This window comes from Vibrio sp. KUL80, assembly GCF_059725495.1.
In genome coordinates, this window is record NZ_AP045842.1 from 494314 (window position 1) to 513306 (window position 18993).

At 45.7% G+C, this 18993-nt stretch carries 17 protein-coding genes; 10 read left to right on the top strand and 7 right to left on the bottom strand.

What is annotated here, in order from left to right:
- Positions 1-1965 (top strand): DUF3466 family protein, encoded by a 1965-nt coding sequence (locus AC6I8U_RS18870; protein ID WP_498019285.1) that lies wholly within the window; start codon positions 1-3, stop codon positions 1963-1965.
- A gap of 87 nt (positions 1966-2052) precedes the next feature.
- Here the strand turns inward: AC6I8U_RS18870 and AC6I8U_RS18875 are convergent, their stop codons facing one another.
- Positions 2053-3102 carry a cysteine synthase A gene (locus AC6I8U_RS18875; protein ID WP_498019286.1) on the bottom strand — a complete coding sequence of 350 codons (1050 nt, stop codon included), beginning with the start codon at positions 3100-3102 and terminating at the stop codon, positions 2053-2055.
- A gap of 152 nt (positions 3103-3254) precedes the next feature.
- On the opposite strand from AC6I8U_RS18875, the gene AC6I8U_RS18880 reads away from it, so the two are divergent.
- The gene (locus AC6I8U_RS18880) at positions 3255-3470 is read left to right on the top strand and encodes an acetyltransferase (protein ID WP_234496377.1); all 216 of its coding nucleotides are present in this window, start codon (positions 3255-3257) and stop codon (positions 3468-3470) included.
- An 89-nt stretch (positions 3471-3559) separates the two neighbouring features.
- Here the strand turns inward: AC6I8U_RS18880 and AC6I8U_RS18885 are convergent, their stop codons facing one another.
- Positions 3560-4348 (bottom strand): AraC family transcriptional regulator, encoded by a 789-nt coding sequence (locus tag AC6I8U_RS18885; RefSeq protein ID WP_498019287.1) that lies wholly within the window; start codon positions 4346-4348, stop codon positions 3560-3562.
- Positions 4349-4447: 99 nt separating this feature from the next.
- On the opposite strand from AC6I8U_RS18885, the gene AC6I8U_RS18890 reads away from it, so the two are divergent.
- From AC6I8U_RS18890 to AC6I8U_RS18910, 5 genes are all read left to right on the top strand, one after another.
- A complete protein-coding gene (locus tag AC6I8U_RS18890) occupies positions 4448-5362 on the top strand; it encodes a DMT family transporter (RefSeq protein WP_498019288.1) in 915 nt (304 codons plus the stop codon).
- Between the two features lie 150 nt (positions 5363-5512).
- Positions 5513-5998, top strand: coding sequence for an acyl-CoA thioesterase (locus tag AC6I8U_RS18895; RefSeq protein ID WP_042469983.1), 486 nt, complete (start codon positions 5513-5515; stop codon positions 5996-5998).
- A 186-nt stretch (positions 5999-6184) separates the two neighbouring features.
- Positions 6185-7996: an alpha-amylase family protein gene (locus AC6I8U_RS18900; protein WP_498019289.1), complete on the top strand. Its 1812-nt coding sequence runs from the start codon at positions 6185-6187 to the stop codon at positions 7994-7996.
- A gap of 177 nt (positions 7997-8173) precedes the next feature.
- Positions 8174-9349 (top strand): maltose/maltodextrin ABC transporter substrate-binding protein MalE, encoded by a 1176-nt coding sequence (malE, locus tag AC6I8U_RS18905; protein ID WP_498019290.1) that lies wholly within the window; start codon positions 8174-8176, stop codon positions 9347-9349.
- 395 nt (positions 9350-9744) lie between these two features.
- Entirely contained in the window at positions 9745-9903 is a 159-nt protein-coding gene (locus tag AC6I8U_RS18910) for a hypothetical protein (protein WP_197058645.1), read from the top strand.
- A gap of 78 nt (positions 9904-9981) precedes the next feature.
- Here the strand turns inward: AC6I8U_RS18910 and AC6I8U_RS18915 are convergent, their stop codons facing one another.
- A complete protein-coding gene (locus AC6I8U_RS18915; protein WP_498019291.1) occupies positions 9982-11613 on the bottom strand; it encodes a glycoside hydrolase family 13 protein in 1632 nt (543 codons plus the stop codon).
- 116 nt (positions 11614-11729) lie between these two features.
- Here AC6I8U_RS18915 and AC6I8U_RS18920 point away from each other — a divergent pair, with 116 nt between their 5' ends.
- Together AC6I8U_RS18920 and AC6I8U_RS18925 are read left to right on the top strand one after the other, a co-directional pair.
- Positions 11730-12647: a LysR family transcriptional regulator gene (locus tag AC6I8U_RS18920; RefSeq protein ID WP_498019292.1), complete on the top strand. Its 918-nt coding sequence runs from the start codon at positions 11730-11732 to the stop codon at positions 12645-12647.
- A gap of 80 nt (positions 12648-12727) precedes the next feature.
- Positions 12728-12976, top strand: a complete 249-nt coding sequence (locus AC6I8U_RS18925; protein WP_128650112.1) for a hypothetical protein — start codon at positions 12728-12730, stop codon at positions 12974-12976.
- Here AC6I8U_RS18925 and AC6I8U_RS18930 read toward each other — a convergent pair.
- Positions 12957-13880, bottom strand: a complete 924-nt coding sequence (locus tag AC6I8U_RS18930) for a cation efflux transmembrane domain-containing protein (protein WP_128650111.1) — start codon at positions 13878-13880, stop codon at positions 12957-12959. The two genes, AC6I8U_RS18925 and AC6I8U_RS18930, sit on opposite strands and share 20 nt — an antisense overlap.
- Before the next feature lie 317 nt (positions 13881-14197).
- On the opposite strand from AC6I8U_RS18930, the gene AC6I8U_RS18935 reads away from it, so the two are divergent.
- Positions 14198-14506, top strand: coding sequence for a VPA0510 family protein (locus AC6I8U_RS18935; RefSeq protein ID WP_234496372.1), 309 nt, complete (start codon positions 14198-14200; stop codon positions 14504-14506).
- A gap of 214 nt (positions 14507-14720) precedes the next feature.
- Here the strand turns inward: AC6I8U_RS18935 and malG are convergent, their stop codons facing one another.
- From malG to malE (AC6I8U_RS18950), 3 genes are all read right to left on the bottom strand, one after another.
- Positions 14721-15611, bottom strand: a complete 891-nt coding sequence (malG, locus tag AC6I8U_RS18940; protein WP_042469972.1) for a maltose ABC transporter permease MalG — start codon at positions 15609-15611, stop codon at positions 14721-14723.
- An 11-nt stretch (positions 15612-15622) separates the two neighbouring features.
- A complete protein-coding gene (gene malF, locus AC6I8U_RS18945; RefSeq protein ID WP_498019293.1) occupies positions 15623-17194 on the bottom strand; it encodes a maltose ABC transporter permease MalF in 1572 nt (523 codons plus the stop codon).
- A gap of 78 nt (positions 17195-17272) precedes the next feature.
- A complete protein-coding gene (gene malE / locus AC6I8U_RS18950; RefSeq protein WP_234496370.1) occupies positions 17273-18454 on the bottom strand; it encodes a maltose/maltodextrin ABC transporter substrate-binding protein MalE in 1182 nt (393 codons plus the stop codon).
- Positions 18455-18993 lie beyond the last annotated feature (539 nt).

Sequence of the window (18993 nt, forward strand, 5' to 3'; positions counted from 1 at the left end):
GTGTCCAAGGTATTTCACTTTCCTTTAGTTTGCGCTTTGCTAACCTACCCCATTGTTACTTCTGCTGCTTTGTACCGAGTCGTCGAAGTGGATACATCTTCAACTACCACAGCCAATGAGTATTACTCCGCTGCGATTTCACCTTCATCATCAACTTGGTGTTTTGAAGATAGCTGCTACGACAGTCAATACACCGTTCTTGGCTACAGTATGAATGGCATGGAAGGTGTCCCTCTCGATCAAGAAGTCGCGTTCGGCGTCGATAATCACTTCTACTATCTCGATTATGATTCGCTTTATTCTTACTGCGAAAGTGAGCTGGGTTATGCGACATGTGAGGCGTGGGCAAGTAATCGATGGTACGGTGATGCCAGTACGGGAGTTGGTGGACTCGAGAGCATTCAAGATGCGTTCTACAACGCCAATTACTCTCCACTTTATCACTCGTTTATGGAAAACGACGCCGAACTTGGCATCGACCCTCAAGTCCCCTCGGGATATGAAGAAACGATATTTTCTGTCGGCAATACCACTGAGTTAAAAGCCCGCGCTATCGACTCTGAGGGACGTATTATTGCTAACGCAAGTAGTGGTTACTTTGACTATGACGGTTATTATGTCCAGCCATACAGCAGCCGCGGGTTAATAATAGATGGCAGCCAATCGACATCTCTTAAGCCTTTAGCTAACACTACGTTAAGCTTTGCGGACGCAGAAGGTGAGCAGTTGATCATCGAAGAGATGGGCTCCACTATTGCGTATGATAGTTTCACCTATCCCACCTCTGGTGAGGAGAGCCAAACCTATGTCATAGGCAGCGCTTCGGTAGCCACGTTCGATTATTCAGATACCTCAAAATACTATAACTCTTTGGATGTCAGCGAGTGTATTGACTTTGAACAACCTATTTTGGGTAGCGCATGTCAACACTTTGGTTTCGCAAGCCAAGCATTTATCTGGTCACTCGCAGACGATGGAGAAACACGTTTTCCCGCAAGCAGTTGGGCCACCAGCTACGACAATTATGATTATGCCACAGCTCAAGCCAGCGCCCGCGCAGCTACGATTGTTGAGCGAGAAGACAGCGAATACCAAGGTCTACCCGTACTCGTTGGATTTAACACTGAGTTAGCAGACGATGACTTGATAATGCAAGCTGCCGTCTATTACCCAGGCAGCACCAGCAACTTTTCTGTCGATGAGAACGCGTGGACATCGGTATTTATCAACAACGCCAAACTCGAGTATGACGACAGTTATTACTACAGCAACTCGCTGGCAACGGACATCAACTCACAGTTGATTGTTATAGGCGAAACCAAGAGATTAGGAAGCGTACCGGAAGGCGGAGCGGCGGCAAATCGCATGTTTGTTGCAGATGCTGGCCAATCATCACCTTCTGCCACCTACTTTAGCGATTTATCGCAGTCTATTTTCTTCACTAGCGCTGGCGGTAATGCCAATGCCATCAACACCTACAATGAAATTGTCGGAGAGGTTGACGCAGAAAGTCACACCGAAATTGATGGACCACAACGCCGTCGACGCGGATTTATCTTCCCATTCAGTGGCGCCGGAAGTGACGAAGAACGAATGGCGATATTTAGCTCGCGAGCGTGGTGGCTCGATGATCTTACTAATGGTGGCAGCTATGGTGATTTAAACAACGCCTACCGAATCGTTACCGCATCCGATATCAACGACGCGGGTGTCATTTCAGCGACTGCTATTAAGTGTGCATCTGGCTATGACAACACCGATCACTTTGCCACTTGTGGCAATGGTTTAGAAACAGAAACCGTGGTCGCGGTTAAACTCATTCCTATTCAGGGTGCAACAAGTGCCGATATCGAAAGTCGCTCAGTGGATACCTCCACGGTCAGTCGTGAAGGCGGCAGCATCACCCTGTTTGGTCTATTTTTCCTGCTCACGTTTAGGTTGGTCCGTGACTGGTGGTACAGCTAGTCTAAGAACTTATATCGACTTCTACTTCCCCTTAATGACGGAGAAGATCCATAAAGTTATTTATGGATCTTCTTCATGGGAAATGGACTATACATTCACGACCTTACTATCACCATCCGCTTGATAACGTGCCCAGATCTGTTCTAGGTTCTCGTGATTGAGCTTTATTTCTTTGTCTTTTAAAAACTCTTCATTATAAAGCTTTGAATAAGAACGATCAGCGAGGTCGCAACTAAACGTGACAATCGTCTTGCCCTTACCCATTCTCGCCGCAGTATAAAATGCACCTGCCACATTTAGAGATGAACTGCTGCCTAAGACAATGCCATCATGCTCTGCTACCAATCGAGAAATGGTCACGAGATCTTGGTCTGGCAACGTGATCGCATGATCGATTTTCGCCTTTCTAAAGTTTTCAACGGTTCGCATAATACCAATGCCCTCGGTGAACGAGCTGCCTTTTGATTGATACTGACCATCTTTCAAAAATGAATAGATACCTGAACCATCAGGATCGACGAGCCAAGTCTTTAGATCTGGTTTTTGCTGTGATAGGTAGTGCGAGTTACCCGCGATCGTGCCGCCTGTCCCTACTACCGAGACTAACGCGTCGATATTACCTTGAGTTTGTTTCCAGATTTCGGGACCGGTATTTAAGTAATGAGCTCGATAGTTGCTCAAATTTTCAAATTGGTCCGCCCACCAACAGTCTTCTCGCTCTGCCCCTATTCGCTTGGCGGTGTGATAGAAATGATCAGGATTCGCAAACGGACAGGGATCAACAAGCAAGAGCTCTGCGCCGTAGAGTGAAATCATCCGCTCTTTCTCTATTGCCTGACCTTTTGGCATAACCACCAACATTTTGTAACCAAGCGCTTTTGCTACCAAGGCTAAGCCGATCCCGGTATTGCCAGCCGTCCCTTCGACGATCGTCATGCCTGGCTTAAGTTTGCCTGCAGCGATTGCATCGGTAACTAGCTGCAAGGCTGCTCTATCTTTGATTGAACCTCCCGGATTTTGCTGTTCACATTTTAAAAGAATATCGCAGCCAGAAATCTCTGAAAGGCTGTTGATTCGAACGAGATCGGTGTTGCCAATGAGCTCACTTACGTTGTTTGCTTTTGGTGCGATTGACATGACAGCTCCACTTATTAATCGATTAACTGATTGATATTCATAAGCGTAGCTCTGAGGCTTACTTAGTCAAGGGAGCGGCGAATTGGAAAAGTTCTCATTATCCGAATAGCAATTATAATTAATAGGGTTCAAATCGATTAAGGACAGAGACAATGTTTTTAAAAGAGAGAAAGAGTGGCGACCTCGTAGACGTTGTGGAAATGAGAAGGCTGACTAACTTATTCCAAGATAGTGTTGAAGGTCGACTTCAGCCAGGGGAAGAGCAGCAAGACCCACAAGAATTTAAGAAGTCTGATTTGGTTTTTATGTCCGGTGAAGAGCTACCACGCTGTTGGACGGATCCGAATTACCGCTCCAAAGCTAAGTAGTTCAGCGAGCTCTAGGACTTAGACTTCACAACTTCAAAGAAACCAAACGAGGAAAACCACTAATAGAGAATATTAGTGGTTTTCTTTTGCTAGAGCAGTTTGTTCTTGTACTGCTCCGGTGTCTGGCCCGAATACTTCTTGAACATCGAGATAAATGGGCTTGCTTGGTTATAACCTAGCGTAAATGCCACCTCTTTGACCGAATGTCCACTGCGCAATAAGTCCATCGAAAACAGATAGCGCACCCTCAAGCGCCACTCAGTAAAGCTCATTCCGAGCTCACTTTGACAGTATCGCGCTAACGTTCGCTCTGTCGTATGAACCCTTGACGCCCACTCTTTAAGACTAATGTCGTTCGTCGGCTCCTCCTCAATCGCAGCAAGGATCGGCGCAAGATACTTGTTATTACTTGATGGCAGAAAATGGTGCTGCTCTTGCTGATCGCTCAGTTGATCCAAAAGAACTTGGATTAATCGCTTATCTTTTTCTGACTCCGCCACATTCACACTACGATGGCGAAAATCCTCAATGATCGACGATACAATTGGGGTGACTTTTATCAGGCTCGTGGTTTCTGGAAAGCTATCAGTAAGCTCATGAGCGATGTTCAGTGAGCAGTACTCTAGGGGTTTTCGATTATAGCTGCAGTGCATTACGCCAGCCGGCACCCAAATCGCAAGATGAGGCGGTGCGAGAAATCGAGTGTCCTGGGCCTCCATTTCTAGAATCCCACCACTTATCAGTTGTACTTGCCCCCACGGATGACAGTGAACACGTGTTTCGGTATTAGAAAGAAACGCATCGAAGTTCATGAAAACATTGGATGGCATCTTGTCGATAGACAAAGAGGGGTGCAGATTTCTAGTGTGTTTTTTCAACTTGTCTTCCTATCGCGCGCAATGTCTTTTTAAAGATACATAATAGTATAACGACCTGTCACACTATGTATCAACTTACAAAACGCGATGAGGTTCACAGTGGTCTATCTTCTCCCTTTCTTTACCGTGCTCATATGGGGCGGTAACGCTATTGTGAACAAACTTTCAGCCTCTGCTATCGAACCTAGTGCGATGAGTTTTTATCGCTGGGCACTGGCGATTTTGGTGATGACCCCCTTTTGTCTCCCAAAGATAAAACGCTACTGGCCAGAGATCCGTCGTAACAGCGGCAAACTCGCGTTCCTTGCTTTATTAGGTATGGTGCTCAACCAATCGTTAGGCTACTACGCCGCAGTGACCACCACGGCATCGAATATGGCCCTTATTACCTCGCTCGTGCCGCTACTTGCTGTCTTTATCTCAGTACCTCTATTGGGCAAGCGTATTTCAGGATTGAGCATCGTAGGCGGTGTCATTTCTCTCGCAGGTCTCGCATTTATGCTAGGACAAGGAGATGTCGCATTCTTTGTGCACCAAGATGTTTCTCAAGGTGATGGTCTAATGGTCCTAGCAGCCGTGGTTTATGCGACATACTGCGTTTTACTTAAACGTTGGAAGATGCAACTCTCTAGCTGGATGCTCATTTACACACAAGGGGTATTTGCGGTCATCATGCTGTTCCCACTGTTACTGACCAGTCATCAGGTGATGCCGACTCAAGCCTCACTACCGTTAATCGCCTACGCAGGTTTACTCGGTTCACTAATCGCTCCACTTCTTTGGGTAAAATCCATCGACCTTATTGGCGCGGACAGCAGTGCAATGTTTATGAACCTGCTACCCGTAATAGCCGTAGCGCTCGCAGCCATGCTACTTGGCGAAACCATCACTCAGTTTCACCTTATCGGCGGACTCATGGTGATCTCTGGCGTTATTCTGTCACAAATCAAAACAAGGAAAGTGCAGCCGACCACAGACGGTGTGGCACAAAATCTCACTATTGATAAACAGTAATTGGGTCAGAGCCCTCTAAAAAAAGGGGGCCATAAGTCGTAGCACCTTGTTAACAAATTTGTCATACTAAACGCCTAAGACGCTCAAAATGTCGGTCGAACTAACCACATGGACTAAGAGTAAGCAGCTCAAATAAAAAGGATTACACAAATGAGTAGTGGCAGAAGAGAGACAACCCTTCGTTTTCTTGCTGAACCGGGTGATGTTAATTTTGGTGGCAAGGTACACGGTGGTGCCGTGATGAAATGGATCGATTTAGCAGCCTATGCATGTAGCGCCGCTTGGAGTGGCAAATACTGTATTACGGCTTATGCGGGTGGTATTCGATTTGTTCAGCCGATTCATGTCGGCAACTTGGTCGAGGTTAGCGCAAAGGTCATTTATACCGGCAGATCCTCAATGCACATCGCTATCGACGTACAGGCAAGCGATCCTAAAGAGCTGCAGAACAGACTCACCACACACTGTATCGTGATTATGGTGGCAGTCGACGAAGACGGTAAACCCACTTCAGTGCCAGAATGGGTGCCGGAGAGTGAAGAAGACATCAAACTTCGCGACTCCGCGATCAAGCTAATGAACATGCGTAAAGAGATTGGCGAAGAGATGGAAGCGCACGTTAAGTATCTCAAGTAATGCCCTGCTAGCTTCACCTCATGACAGAAGGCAGATCTCGTGACGAAGATCTGCCTTTTCTAACAAGGTCTCATCTACGCCCTAAACTCACCCTAAAAGGATGAGTTTTTGCTAAACGACTTCATCTACACTCGCCGCATATGATAGATTTTTTCTATACCCTGAGAGTGAGCATTGAGAGATCTTATGTCTACCCTTCCGATCGATAATAACAATCAAAAAGTACACCTATACCAAATTTTCACACGCCTATACGGCAACAAAAAGACATCCAACAAACCTTGGGGAACTGCCGAGGAGAATGGTGTAGGTAAGTTTAGTGACATCAACGAATCTGCCCTTACCGCAATAAAAGAGCTCGGCATGACACACGTTTGGTACACAGGTGTCCCTCATCATGCCCTAGTGCGTGACTACACTGAGTTTGGTATCAGCAATGATCACCCTGCGGTTGTTAAAGGTCGTGCAGGTTCACCCTATGCAGTCAAAGACTATTACTCGGTAAACCCTGACTTAGCAGACAACCCAGCAAACCGTAACGAGGAGTTTCACGAACTTATCCAGCGAACCCACCAAGCTGGCCTTAAAGTCATCATTGATATCGTGCCTAATCACGTGGCTAGGCAATATCAAGGTCTCAACAACCCACTTGGTGTTACGGACTTTGGTGCAGAGGATGACACCGGCTTAGAGTACTCACGCGAAAACAATTTCTACTACATTCCCAACCAAGGATTTGAGTTGCCGGATATTCCCGACCATCTTGCTCCGCTAGGCGGGGAACCACATCCGCTGCTTGCCACACCTTACCTTGAGTATCCAGCGAAATGGACAGGCAATGGCTCACGCAGCGCAAAACCAAATGTCGATGATTGGTACGAAACAGTTAAGGTCAATTACGGCATCAGACCTGATGGCACAAAAGATTTTCCAGAACTGCCAGAGTGTTATCGAAGCAAAAATGCACAGCAACATGCCGACTTTTGGTATGCCAAAGATGTGCCTAGCTCTTGGAGAAAATTTCGAGACATCGCACTCTACTGGCTAGATCAAGGGGTTGATGGGTTTCGCTATGACATGGCCGAAATGGTGCCTGTCGAATTTTGGAGTTTTCTCAACTCATCCATCAAAATGAAGAACCCTCAAGCATTCCTGGTTGCTGAGGTCTATCAACCTCATTTGTATCGTGATTACATTCATCTTGGAAAAATGGATGCGCTGTACGACAAGGTCGATTTATACGATACCCTTAAAGGCATCATTCGCGGTCATACAAGCACCAGTGAAATCACTCGAATTCAAAATGAACTCGCCGATATCGAGCCGAATATGCTTCACTTCCTCGATAACCACGATGAACAGCGTATTCCATGTGAAGCCTTTGCAGGCAGTGCCGAGGCAGCTCTACCAGCCATGGTCTTATCCGCAACTATCAGCCGAGCACCAACCATGCTCTACTTCGGACAAGAAGTAGGTGAAGCTGGCAGAGAAATGGCAGGTTTCGGGCAGCCGACAAGAACCTCTATCTTTGACTATATCGGCGTACCAGCACACCAACGTTGGATGAACGATGGCGCTTTTGATGGCGGTCAGAGCTCCCAGCAAGAGAAACAGTTGCGGGACTATTATCAGCGTCTAATGCAAGTTTCACTCTCTTGCCCAGCCTTTAAAGGTGGCATGGTCCCGATAGGTATAGAGCATGATTCAGCGCATGGAGAACTTGCCCACAGGCTTTACGGGTTTGTTCGCAGCTGGAAGGAGCATAAGGCATTGATTGTCACCAACTTTGATGCCAATAGCGCTACCACGTGCCCTATTGCTCTCTCAGAGGCCAGTTTTGATGCTTTGGCGCTGCCGGATGGCAACTACCCTCTTAGCTGTTCACTAGAGCCAAGTAAATCCGCCGTCCTACGTGTGCAACAAGGCCGAGCAGTACTCGATATGAACATAAAGCCATTAGCCTCACATATTTTCGAACTGACCTCTGTTGCAAAGTAGCCTCAGAAGCTCAGGCGTGCCTTAGCTTAAATGCTGCGGCACGTCATTTAGGTAACTCAGATCACAAAGCAATCAGGTGAAATAGAAATAAACTATACCACTATAAACTTAGCCTATTTTCTCTTCCTCCAACATCAGACTATTCTGGGTCCAATGCAAATGGACAGGATAGTCATAATGAAAACACTAAAAACATCCTTAACTGCTTTAGCACTAACAACGTCAATGGCTACACCCGCACTCGCGGTGACCGAAGGTGAGCTGCTTATCTGGATCAACAGTGATAAAGGCTACGAAGGACTCGCAGAAGTCGGCCGTCAGTTTGAAGAAGATACCGGCATCAAAGTCAGTGTTCAGTTTCCTGAGTCTCTGGAAGCTCGTTTTCAACAAGTGGCGGCTACTGGCGATGGCCCCGATATCATTTTCTGGGCCCATGACAGATTTGGAGGCTATGCGGAATCTGGCTTACTCCGCGAAGTAAATCCAAGCAAAGAGTTTAAGGAAAAACTGGTCGACTTTAGCTGGGATGCCGTCAATTACAAAGGTAAATTGATTGGCTATCCTCTCGCCATTGAGGCTATCTCACTTATCTATAACAAAGACCTATTGCCAGAGCCTCCAAGCACATGGGAAGAGCTGCCAGAAATTCACGCCAAAATGGCAGCGCAAGGCAAAGGTACTATGATGTGGGATGTGAAAAACGCCTACTTCACCTGGCCAATTGTTTCAGCAGGCACTTACTCATTCGCGAAAACTGCAGATGGTCATGATGCAAATGACATTGGCATCAACAACCAACAAGCGCAAGAAAACTTGGCATTCCTATTAGATATGAAGCAGCGTGGCATATTCGACCCTGGAATGGACTACGCCAACGCCGAGTCATCGTTCGTTAAAGGTCAAGTCGCAATGACCATCAACGGACCTTGGTCATGGGGCAACCTCGACAAGGCAGGTATTAATTACGGTGTGGCTACCTTCCCTACTTTGAATGGCCATAAGTCCAACCCATTTGTTGGTATTTTAAGTGCGGGTATCAGCTCCGCGAGTCCAAATGAAGATTTGGCGGTTGAGTTCATTGAGAACTATTTGTTTACTGATGATGCTTTAGAGACCATTAACAACGATAAACCTCTGGGGGCTGTCACTCTCAAGTCATTCCAACAATCATTAGAATCCGATGACAGGATCCGCTCTACCATGATAAACGCCGAAAACGGTGAAATCATGCCAGCGTTACCACAAATGATGACATTCTGGATGTCGGAAGGCGCAGCCATTGAGAATGCTCTCACTGGTCGTCAAACAGTCAAAGCCGCTTTGGCCACAGCAGAGAAACAGTTAGTGAAATAACCTTCACCATAGTTTGCACCTAAATGGTTTTGCCCACACTAGCAGGTGGGCTTTTTTCTATCTGCAACTTTTTTCTATCTGCAAATAGCGAAGTTGTTAACAAATGTGTTGCTGGATGTTGGCGACGACTTGGCTAATTTATAATCATCTACGCAAAAGCCACGTGAGAACAACACCTTGACGTTGTCACTTCTTACATATCGAACATTTAATTGTAAATGGACGATCACACTCTGCTCTGGATTCACAAAACCGACATGGAATTACCCCACAATACTGGCTATACACAAAGATACCGCCAAACGTTCCTCTGAGGATCGAGCGCGTAAAAGAGCTGATGTGTCCGTCAACCTAGCGCGATAGCATCAGTGTTAGTTGAATATAGGAGAACTAATATGGACCGTACTTGCCCAATGTGTAATACCCCTATGATTGAGAGAAACACAGAACACGTATGCCCTAGAAATGAGATTGGTGATTGCTCCTATGACCCCTACTACCATGAGCTAGAAATTGAGATTGAGCTAGATAAAGAAGGTGATCGCTCGTTCTAGTTTCAGACAAAGCGCAATGCAAAAGGCGAACTAAGTATTTAGTTCGCCTTTTGCTTTTTTAAACACCTATTCGGATAGTTAGGTTAACTGAATGACCATCGCATCGTATGGTTGCAACATTAAGCTATTGAGGTTTTCAAGCTTACCACGTCCATTTGAGAGTAAGATATTTTGGTTAAACTCATTATATTGGCTCAGATCTACCTGGTGATTTTCACTGCTGAAGTTAGCAACAACCAATAGACGCTCTTCACCAAGATGACGCAAATAAGCAAACACATCTTCATGCTCTTCTAGTAGAGGGCGAAACTCTCCATACACTATGGACTTGTGCTGCTTACGAAGAGAAATTAACGCTTTATAGTAGTGATAAATTGAGTCGTCGGACGCTAAATCCTTTTCCGCATTTACCTCTGTGTAGTTTGAATTCACCTCAATCCACGGTGTACCTTTTGTAAAGCCAGCTTGCGGCTCTGTAGACCACTGCATAGGCGTGCGGGCATTGTCTCGGCCATTTTCTTGCAGTGCTTGCATCATCTCGTCATGACTGACGCCTGCGTCTGTCTTGACCTTATAAAAGTTCAGCGACTCGATATCTCGGTATTGTTCAAGATGCTCAAAGTTCGCGTTAGTCATACCAATCTCTTCACCTTGATAGATATACGGCGTACCTTTAAGGCAATGCAAAACAGTAGCCAGCATTTTTGCAGACTTAACACGATGCTCTCCATCATCGCCATATTTGGACACTGCACGAGGGAGATCATGGTTATTCCAGAATAATGAATTCCAACCCGTATCCTTGAGCTCTAATTGCCACTTTGTTAATACATCCTTAAAAGCTCTTAAGTCTAACGCAACAGGCTGCCATTTGTCCCCATCTTTCCAGGTTAGGGTGATATGTTCAAACTGGAACACCATTGACAGCTCACCTCGTTCAGGTGCGCTATATAATTTGGCTATCTCCGGCGTTGCACCCCAAGTTTCCCCTACTGTCAGCAAGTCCTTATTGCCAAATGTCGCTTGGTTCATTTTCTGAAGGAGTGGATGCAGGCGCGGTCCATTGCCTGTGATGCCCTTGTCGATATCTTTACCAATAAGGTCGATAACATCGAGTCTAAAACCACCAATCCCCTTCTCTATCCACCAGTTCATCATTTGATGAACTTCATCGTGGACCTTTGAGTTTTCCCAGTTTAGATCAGGCTGTTTTTTGGAGAACAAGTGAAGATAGTACTGCTGAGTCGGCTCGTGCCACTCCCATGCGCTGCCACCGAATATAGATTCCATGTCACTCGGCGCGCTGCCGTCAGGCTTTGCATCTCGCCACACATAGTAGTCGCGATATGGCGAGTCTTTTGACTCACAGGCTTGTTGAAACCAAGAATGTTCATCGGATGTGTGGTTGACAACAAGGTCCATCACGATACGAATATTCTTTTGTTTGGCTTCCTCGATCAGTGCTTCCATATCCTGCATAGAGCCAAACTCAGGGGCAATGGCTTGATAATTAGAAATATCGTAGCCGTTGTCATCCATCGGTGACTGATAGACAGGCGACAACCAAAGAACATCGACGCCCAAACCTGCCAAATAATCGAGCTTTGAGCGAATACCATTTAGGTCACCAATGCCATCACCGTTGGAATCGCAAAAGCTTCGCGGGTAGATTTGATAGACCACAGAGTCATGCCACCATTTTTGTTCCATGAACCGATCCTTTACTAATATTGATTTGCCACCACTTTACGAAGTTCATGCTGGGATTAAAAATAGAATCTTCGTATAATCCTATAGTTTTTTTATATAGCAGAGCTTTCGATGCCATGGCACTAAATAAATCGATAAAGTACTTCTTAGCGGTAGCAAAACACGGCAATATCAAACGTGCCTCTGATGAACTCTACATTAGCCAACCCTCACTCACCGCGGCGATCAAAAAGCTAGAAAGCGAGATGGGAGCACCACTTTTCAACCGTCTCTCAAAAGGTGTGGAGCTGACGGCTTATGGTCTTAAGTTTCGCGAGTTTGCTCAAGAACAGCAAGAGCATTACTTTGCGCTAAAACACCAGTTTAATGATATGCAGCAGCGACAGTTTGGTAAGGTGAAAATTGGTACTGGTGAAGTGTGGTGGGAAGGGTTTGTTAAGCGTTCGGTTATGGACTATCAAGCGATACATCCAGCGAGTTCCTTTCATCTTGAGTTTGGCAACAATCTTTCTTTGCTGCATCACTTAATCCAAGGTGATATAGATTTATTTATAGGTCACGAGGTTTCAGACTTATCAGAATCCTGCCGCGTCGCCTTTCAACCTTTGTTTCAAGACTTCGAAGCGCTCTATGTTTCAAATAACCATCCTCTCGCCACTGGCATCTCTGATCACGGTGGTATAAGCGATTACCCCTTGCTCAGAGTGACGCCAAGCCATCCAAGGCATCAGTCTGTCCTATTAAATGGCCTACCACATGATGAACTGCTCGACGAGCGGATCATCTATGACGTGGACTCAGTGATGGCGAGTATAGATATGCTTCATATAACCCAAGCCGTAATGCCATACAGCCATAGGGCACAAGCATGGTTGGAAAAGCACAACATCGTTGCCGCGCATCTAGATAGCCAAAAAATCGGAAACATTGGTATCTACACTAAACAAGGGGAAGCGAAGCGAAACGTGGATGAGTTGATTGAACTTCTGAAGTCCAACGCTGATATCGCGTACACAAATGTAAATTCCCTGTAAGGTCACTCGATTGTCATCTTTCTTTCATTAAAGTTTGATGTAATCGCGACTCCTATTTTAGTAAGAGACAGGAGCTCGACTTGACCCTTAGCGACATCACCTTAAGTGAAACCACATTGACCAACTTAAAGTCTGTTGAATATCAATGGATTAGAACCATGTATGTCGAGGGGTATCAAAGAGAAGAGATCAACCACTACATCAATGCTTGCTTTGGTGGTGATGATGTATTTGCTGATTTATTTCAGAGAGTCGCACTGGAGCAAGAAAGCTTATATGTCTTACTCCAGTACGTAGGGTGTGCACCCTCTAGCCGTGAACTAGGTTAGCGCTGTCTTCTGTAGTGGGTGAGCGTTTCAGAATGACATCCACTTCTGTCACCGTATAAGGCTTATCGACCTTACAACTAACATCTTCCACAAAGCGCTCGTAGCTCTTAAACGTCATCGATTCTCGCTTCGGATCAACGTATATCGATACCCAAGTTTTTCTACCCAACTTGGTAATGAAAATATCGACAATCTCAATCTCGTATTCTTGCGCTAAGCCTTTTAAGCTGCGGTAGATCGGTTTAGTGTGCTCAATTGGTGGCATGGCTAGAGTAAGCTCTCGCATACCATTCTTTATGAGTTTAATCGGGTCACTGATAAACGCGAGACTGAACAGCACCACTAAGATTTGGTCGATGTAACGCCCAACCCATCCAAACGACGTCTCTTGGATAATAATCACCAGCACCAATGCGACACCGATAGCACCGGATATCACACCATTGATAAACCAAGCGTTCTTCTCTGCCTTGAGGATATCGGAGTTAGACTGCTTGTGGCCTATGTGGCACGCCCAATAAAGAAGTGCACATAGAATCACTGCAGGGAACACGTAGACGGCCATTAGACCCAATGCGGGCTCTCTACCACCAGCAAGGATCACAGGAATATTACTGCCCACCGCAAACGCGATCAAAATCAGTATCGTTATGCCTTTAATCACCACAATTAGCGGCTCAAACGCAAAGAAGCCGATGGGATAATGTCTTGACGTGCCAGACTCTGTAAGCTTCGCGATACGCAATGAGGCGAACGATACCACAGCTGAAAGCAGGTTAAACGAAGCATCTAATAAGATGGCACTAGAACCCGAAATAGAGGCCATAATACCGCCCCAAAGCGCGAGAATACCGGCACCTACCGCTGAAATTATTAATGCTCTGGATTCATTGATTTTTATCATTTGGTCATCCTTTCCAAACGCAGTAACTATTACCATTGTGTTAATTCTTATAACACAGCTATATGACCATTCCTATGGCGGACACACCGTTTGCTCAAAGTTAGTGCAAACGGTGACATCACTTATCACATTCCTACGTTAGGTCAGCTTAGGAACAATTCGTTTTCCACATAAAAACAAAAGTATCAAAAGGTAACATCCTGACAAAGTTGGGGATTTCTTTGCGATTCCCGTACGGTCGCTAACCGTCGGGTAACAGGACTATGACCCTAGGGATCTACATTGTTCACTCCAAGAACCTATTAGAGACGCGAATAATGTCCAAATTAAAACTTTCTGCAGTGGTAGCCATTCTCGTTGGTCTAGTGAGCCTTAATGCTTCGGCACACCCTCAAGGACACCACAAGCACAAACATAAACATAAAGGAAAACCCCACAAGGAAGTCGTAGTCGTTAAGAAGTACCACCCTTCCCCTAAGAAGCGCCCAAAACATCGACACTACCACTACAAAAAAATGCCGAGGCACACGACGTACATAAAAATCGGCAACTTCACCTATGCACGTGTGGATGGACATTACTACCGCAGACAAGGCGACAATTACGTCAACGTCATCATCAAGTAACAAGTGGGAAAAGTCATCTAGGTGTAGAAAAGAAGAAGCCCGAGCGAATGCTCGGGCGTCGGTTACAAGAACTGTTAGTCGTGATAGTAAGGAATCCGTTTAACAGCCAGCTATACGTAACACCAGTGTTGCTTATTTAACTTGTCGGCGGCCAAACCAATAGGTGTTAAACAAGACAAAAAAATGGGTGACCTTGCGGTCACCCTTATCGTTTTTATCCTTTGACACCGCCGGCGGTCAAACCACCAACCAGCCAACGCTGTGCGAGTAGGAATACGACTGTGATAGGTAGTGCTGATAGTACTGCCGCTGCCGCGAAGTCACCCCATAGGTAGTTCTGAGGGTACAAGTACTGCTGCATACCAACCGCTAGTGTGTACGAGTTTACATCAGAAAGTAGTAGTGATGCTACCGGTACTTCACCAACAACCATGATGAACGACAGAATAAATACAACCGCTAGAATTGGCACTGATAGTGGCAGAAGAACTAGGCGGAATGCTTGCCATGGCGTTGCACCATCAAGTGCTGCAGCTTCTTCTAGAGAGCCATCAATCGTTTCGAAGTAGCCTTTGATTGTCCATACGTGAAGTGCAATACCACCCAAGTAAGAGAAAATCAGACCGCCGTGTGTATTCAACCCTAGGAACGGAATGTACTGACCTAGTTTATCGAACAATGCGTAAATCGCTACCAGTGCTAGTACTGCTGGGAACATCTGGAAAATCATCATCGCTTTTAGGATGGTTGACTTACCTTTAAAGCGCATACGAGCAAATGCGTAAGCAGACGTTGTTGATAGACATACAATCAAGATTGATGAAATACCCGCAACTTTAATTGAGTTCCACAACCAAGTTAGTACTGGGAACGGAGGCGGTGTTACTGAGCCGTCTGCGTTCGTTACCGAGAAACCTAGTGCTAGTTTCCAGTGTTCTAGCGATGGGTTCTCTGGGATTAGGCTACCTGTCGCGAAGTTACCTTCACGGAATGAGATAGCGATAATCATCAGTAGTGGGAAAATAATCAGCGATAGGAAAGCCCACATAGCGATGTGTGTTGCCCAAACGCGGTATTTTAATGACTTACCTTGTACCATTGCCATTTTAGGCCTCCTTAGTCTTGAGCTACTTTCGTGACGCGTAGGTTAAGTAGTGCTAGTGCACCTACTAGTAGGAAGATCAGTGTTGCGATTGCACTCGCTAGACCGAAGTCTTGACCACCAGAGCCTTCAAACGCGATACGGTACGTGTAGTTAACCAATAGGTCGGTGTAACCCGCTGGCTCAGAAGTACCAATCATGTTAGGACCACCATTCGTTAGAAGGGCAATCAGTACGAAGTTGTTGAAGTTAAACGCGAAACTTGCAATTAGTAGCGGAGTTAGCGGCTTAATCATCAGTGGCATTGTGATCTTAGTGAAGTTCGAAACAAAGTTTGAACCATCGATTGCTGACGCTTCATACAGGTCATCAGGAATCGCTTTTAGCATACCCATACATAGAATCATCATGTAAGGGAAACCTAGCCAAGTGTTTACGATAAGAATCATCACTTTAGCCATCAGTGGATCAGAGAACCAGCTCGGGCTAATGCCAAATAGACCTTCAAGTAGCATGTTCACTTCACCAAAGCTTTGGTTGAACAAACCCTTAAAGATTAGAATCGAGATAAATGCTGGTACCGCGTATGGAAGAATCAGTAGTACACGATAGACAGCGCGACCGCGTAGTGCTTCCCATTGAACAACACTCGCCAAGATAAGACCAATCAGTACTGTTAGTGCGACGCTCACTGCAGAGAATACGATTGTCCAGATGAAGATACTGATGAATGGTTCTTTGATACCGTCGTCTTTCCAGACACGTTCAAAGTTATGCGTACCAATACCCACAATGAAGCCAGGAGAGACTGTGTTACCAACAAACTCACCATTGTCATTCACTGGTTGGTAGAAACCTACTTCCATATTTGGACGTAGTAGATCGCCAGTCTTGTTGTCGCGTAGGTCATCAGTGCCTTCAACAAACGTATAAAGTGGCTGTACCGATGCGAACTTACGAAGACCACTCATACGAATGTCTTCACCACTCGGCATATGCAGATCAATCGTGTTCAAAGTAGAACGGTTTTGAATGATCGTTTTGATCTGTTCCTTATCACCAGCCTGAGTATCTACCGCCGATAGGTCATAATCAGCAGATGGGCTAGAGATATCAAATTCAGGTGTAGCGAGCAGCTGTTCACCGTCTTTCACATAGATGCGGTGACCGTTTTCTGTCTTATAAAGATCAAACGAGAAGCTCTCACCCGTTTGGAAAGTACGCTGCATCAGAACGTTTTGAGTTCTTTCCAAAGAGAGTTGGTTCTTCGCACTGTAGTTCGTGAAGGCTAGGCCTACCGTGTACGCCAAAGGGAAAAGAATAAAGAGGATCATACCCGCGATACCTGGATAGATATAACGGTGTGCGTACGTTTTCTTACTGCCGAAAATATAGAGTGCCAGAGCGGTAAGAATCACAGTAAGCAATGCGAATGCAAGCTCACCACGGGAATACATAAGAATAGTCGCGTAACCATTGATAAGTCCCACTGAGCCAAGAAGTCCCCACTTGATGAATACTTTCTTGCTGCTTGGAACTGTACTAGTTTCAGCTGACATGGCATCTGTACCTTGAACTGACTGCATAAAAGGACCTGCTAGCGATAATACAAAAAATAAAAGAAGGAGGGGTTACCCCCTCCTTAAAAGGGTAGTTCTAGAAAATTACTTCGTCATTTGCTTTTCAGCATCAGCAACAGCTGCGTCAACTGATTGGCGACCGTCAACCACGTTGATGATAGCGTTCTTAGCAGAAGCCCAGAATGCGCTCATTTGTGGAACGTTAGGCATGATTTCACCGTTCATCGCGTTGTCCATTGTCGCTGCGATACGTGCATCAGAACCTAGCTCGTCTTGGAATGAAGTCAGAGCAACTGCGCCTAGTGGCTTGTCGTTGTTCACTTCACGTAGACCGTCGTTAGTTAGTAGGTAGTTCTCTAGGAACTCAACCGCTAGGTCACGGTTAGGTGACGCAGTGCTGATACCTGCTGTTAGTACGCCAACGAAAGGCTTAGAAGCTTGACCGTTGAACTTAGGAAGCGTAGCAACACCGTAGTTGATGCCAGACTTCTCGATGTTCGCCCAAGACCATGGACCGTTGATAGTCATTGCAGTCTTACCTTGGTTGAACGCAGACTCAGATACTGAGTAGTCCATGTCTGCAGAGATAACGCCTTTGTCTACTAGACCTTTAACAAAGCTAAGCGCGTCCTTCACACCTTCTTTAGCGATACCTGCGTCTTTAACGTCGTAGCTACCACCGTTGTATTTGAATGCATAGCCGCCGTCAGCAGCCATTAGAGGCCATGTGAAGTACGGTTCTTTTAGGTTCCACATGATTGCAGTCTTGCCATCTTTAGCAAGTTTTGCGTTCAATGCTTCAACTTCTTCCCAAGTCTTAGGTGGGTTTGGAACCAAATCTTTGTTGTAGATTAGAGATAGAGATTCAACTGCTACTGGGTAACCGATGATTTTGCCGTCGTACTTAACTGCGTCCCATGCGAAATCAACGATGCCTTCTTTAGTTTCTTTAGAAGGTTTAACCTCAGCTAGCAAACCTGCTTGAGCATACTCACCGAAACGGTCGTGTGCCCAGAAAATGATATCAGGACCATCACCAGTCGCTGCAACTTGAGGGAAGCGAGCTTCAAGACCATCTGGGTGAGCAACTGTCACTTTGATGCCTGTGTCTTCTTCGAACTTTTTACCTACTTCTGCAAGACCGTTGTAACCTTTGTCACCATTAATCCAAATGGTAAGTTGTCCTTCTTCGATAGCAGCGTTTGCACCAAAAGAACCTAGAGCTACTAGGGTACCTAGAGCTACAGTGCTTAGGGCTTTTTTCATGTTTATATCCTTTTTATAGTTTTGATCGCAGGTTCATCCAGAGGTTCATCCAGAGGATTTCCCAAGTTTCGACGAGTATCATCTAAAAAATACAGCAAGCTCTCATCATCCTACTCTCTACGCCCTCGCTACAAGCGTTGATTTCCGTGACCTCAATCGCCCAAGACTATAGATCAACATCACAAAACAATCTGCACTTGTGACAGAATTCACTATTATCAGGGGCAAATTTTTGACCAAGATCTCACACGTCATTTCTACCCCCCTATCCTCCTCCTCCTTTTCTACTACCCCCATAATTATTTTTGTCAGGAGGATGTCCGAGCGACCTCAATCAAGGAAACTGCAGTCATCCAAGAGTGGATGGTAAGAACCCTTTACCAGTAAGAGCTTGTCTCTATCAGTTTCTACAAGGAACGTATACTGGGTTTTCATCGCCGGGCTCGCCAAGTAGTCATAAATTGAAGTACTAGTGGTAATTTATTTTACGGGGGAGGTTTTCAATTTGTGTCGGGGGATACTAGCGAAGTCTTGGCTTT

Coding starts and splice junctions, on each gene's coding strand:
- AC6I8U_RS18875 (WP_498019286.1), bottom strand. CDS start 3,102: ATGTCAATCGCACCAAAAGCAAACAACGTAAGTGAGCTCATTGGCAAC.
- AC6I8U_RS18880 (WP_234496377.1), top strand. CDS start 3,255: ATGTTTTTAAAAGAGAGAAAGAGTGGCGACCTCGTAGACGTTGTGGAA.
- AC6I8U_RS18895 (WP_042469983.1), top strand. CDS start 5,513: ATGAGTAGTGGCAGAAGAGAGACAACCCTTCGTTTTCTTGCTGAACCG.
- AC6I8U_RS18900 (WP_498019289.1), top strand. CDS start 6,185: ATGTCTACCCTTCCGATCGATAATAACAATCAAAAAGTACACCTATAC.
- malE (WP_498019290.1), top strand. CDS start 8,174: ATGAAAACACTAAAAACATCCTTAACTGCTTTAGCACTAACAACGTCA.
- AC6I8U_RS18910 (WP_197058645.1), top strand. CDS start 9,745: ATGGACCGTACTTGCCCAATGTGTAATACCCCTATGATTGAGAGAAAC.
- AC6I8U_RS18915 (WP_498019291.1), bottom strand. CDS start 11,613: ATGGAACAAAAATGGTGGCATGACTCTGTGGTCTATCAAATCTACCCG.
- AC6I8U_RS18920 (WP_498019292.1), top strand. CDS start 11,730: ATGGCACTAAATAAATCGATAAAGTACTTCTTAGCGGTAGCAAAACAC.
- AC6I8U_RS18930 (WP_128650111.1), bottom strand. CDS start 13,880: ATGATAAAAATCAATGAATCCAGAGCATTAATAATTTCAGCGGTAGGT.
- AC6I8U_RS18935 (WP_234496372.1), top strand. CDS start 14,198: ATGTCCAAATTAAAACTTTCTGCAGTGGTAGCCATTCTCGTTGGTCTA.
- malG (WP_042469972.1), bottom strand. CDS start 15,611: ATGGCAATGGTACAAGGTAAGTCATTAAAATACCGCGTTTGGGCAACA.
- malF (WP_498019293.1), bottom strand. CDS start 17,194: ATGCAGTCAGTTCAAGGTACAGATGCCATGTCAGCTGAAACTAGTACA.
- malE (WP_234496370.1), bottom strand. CDS start 18,454: ATGAAAAAAGCCCTAAGCACTGTAGCTCTAGGTACCCTAGTAGCTCTA.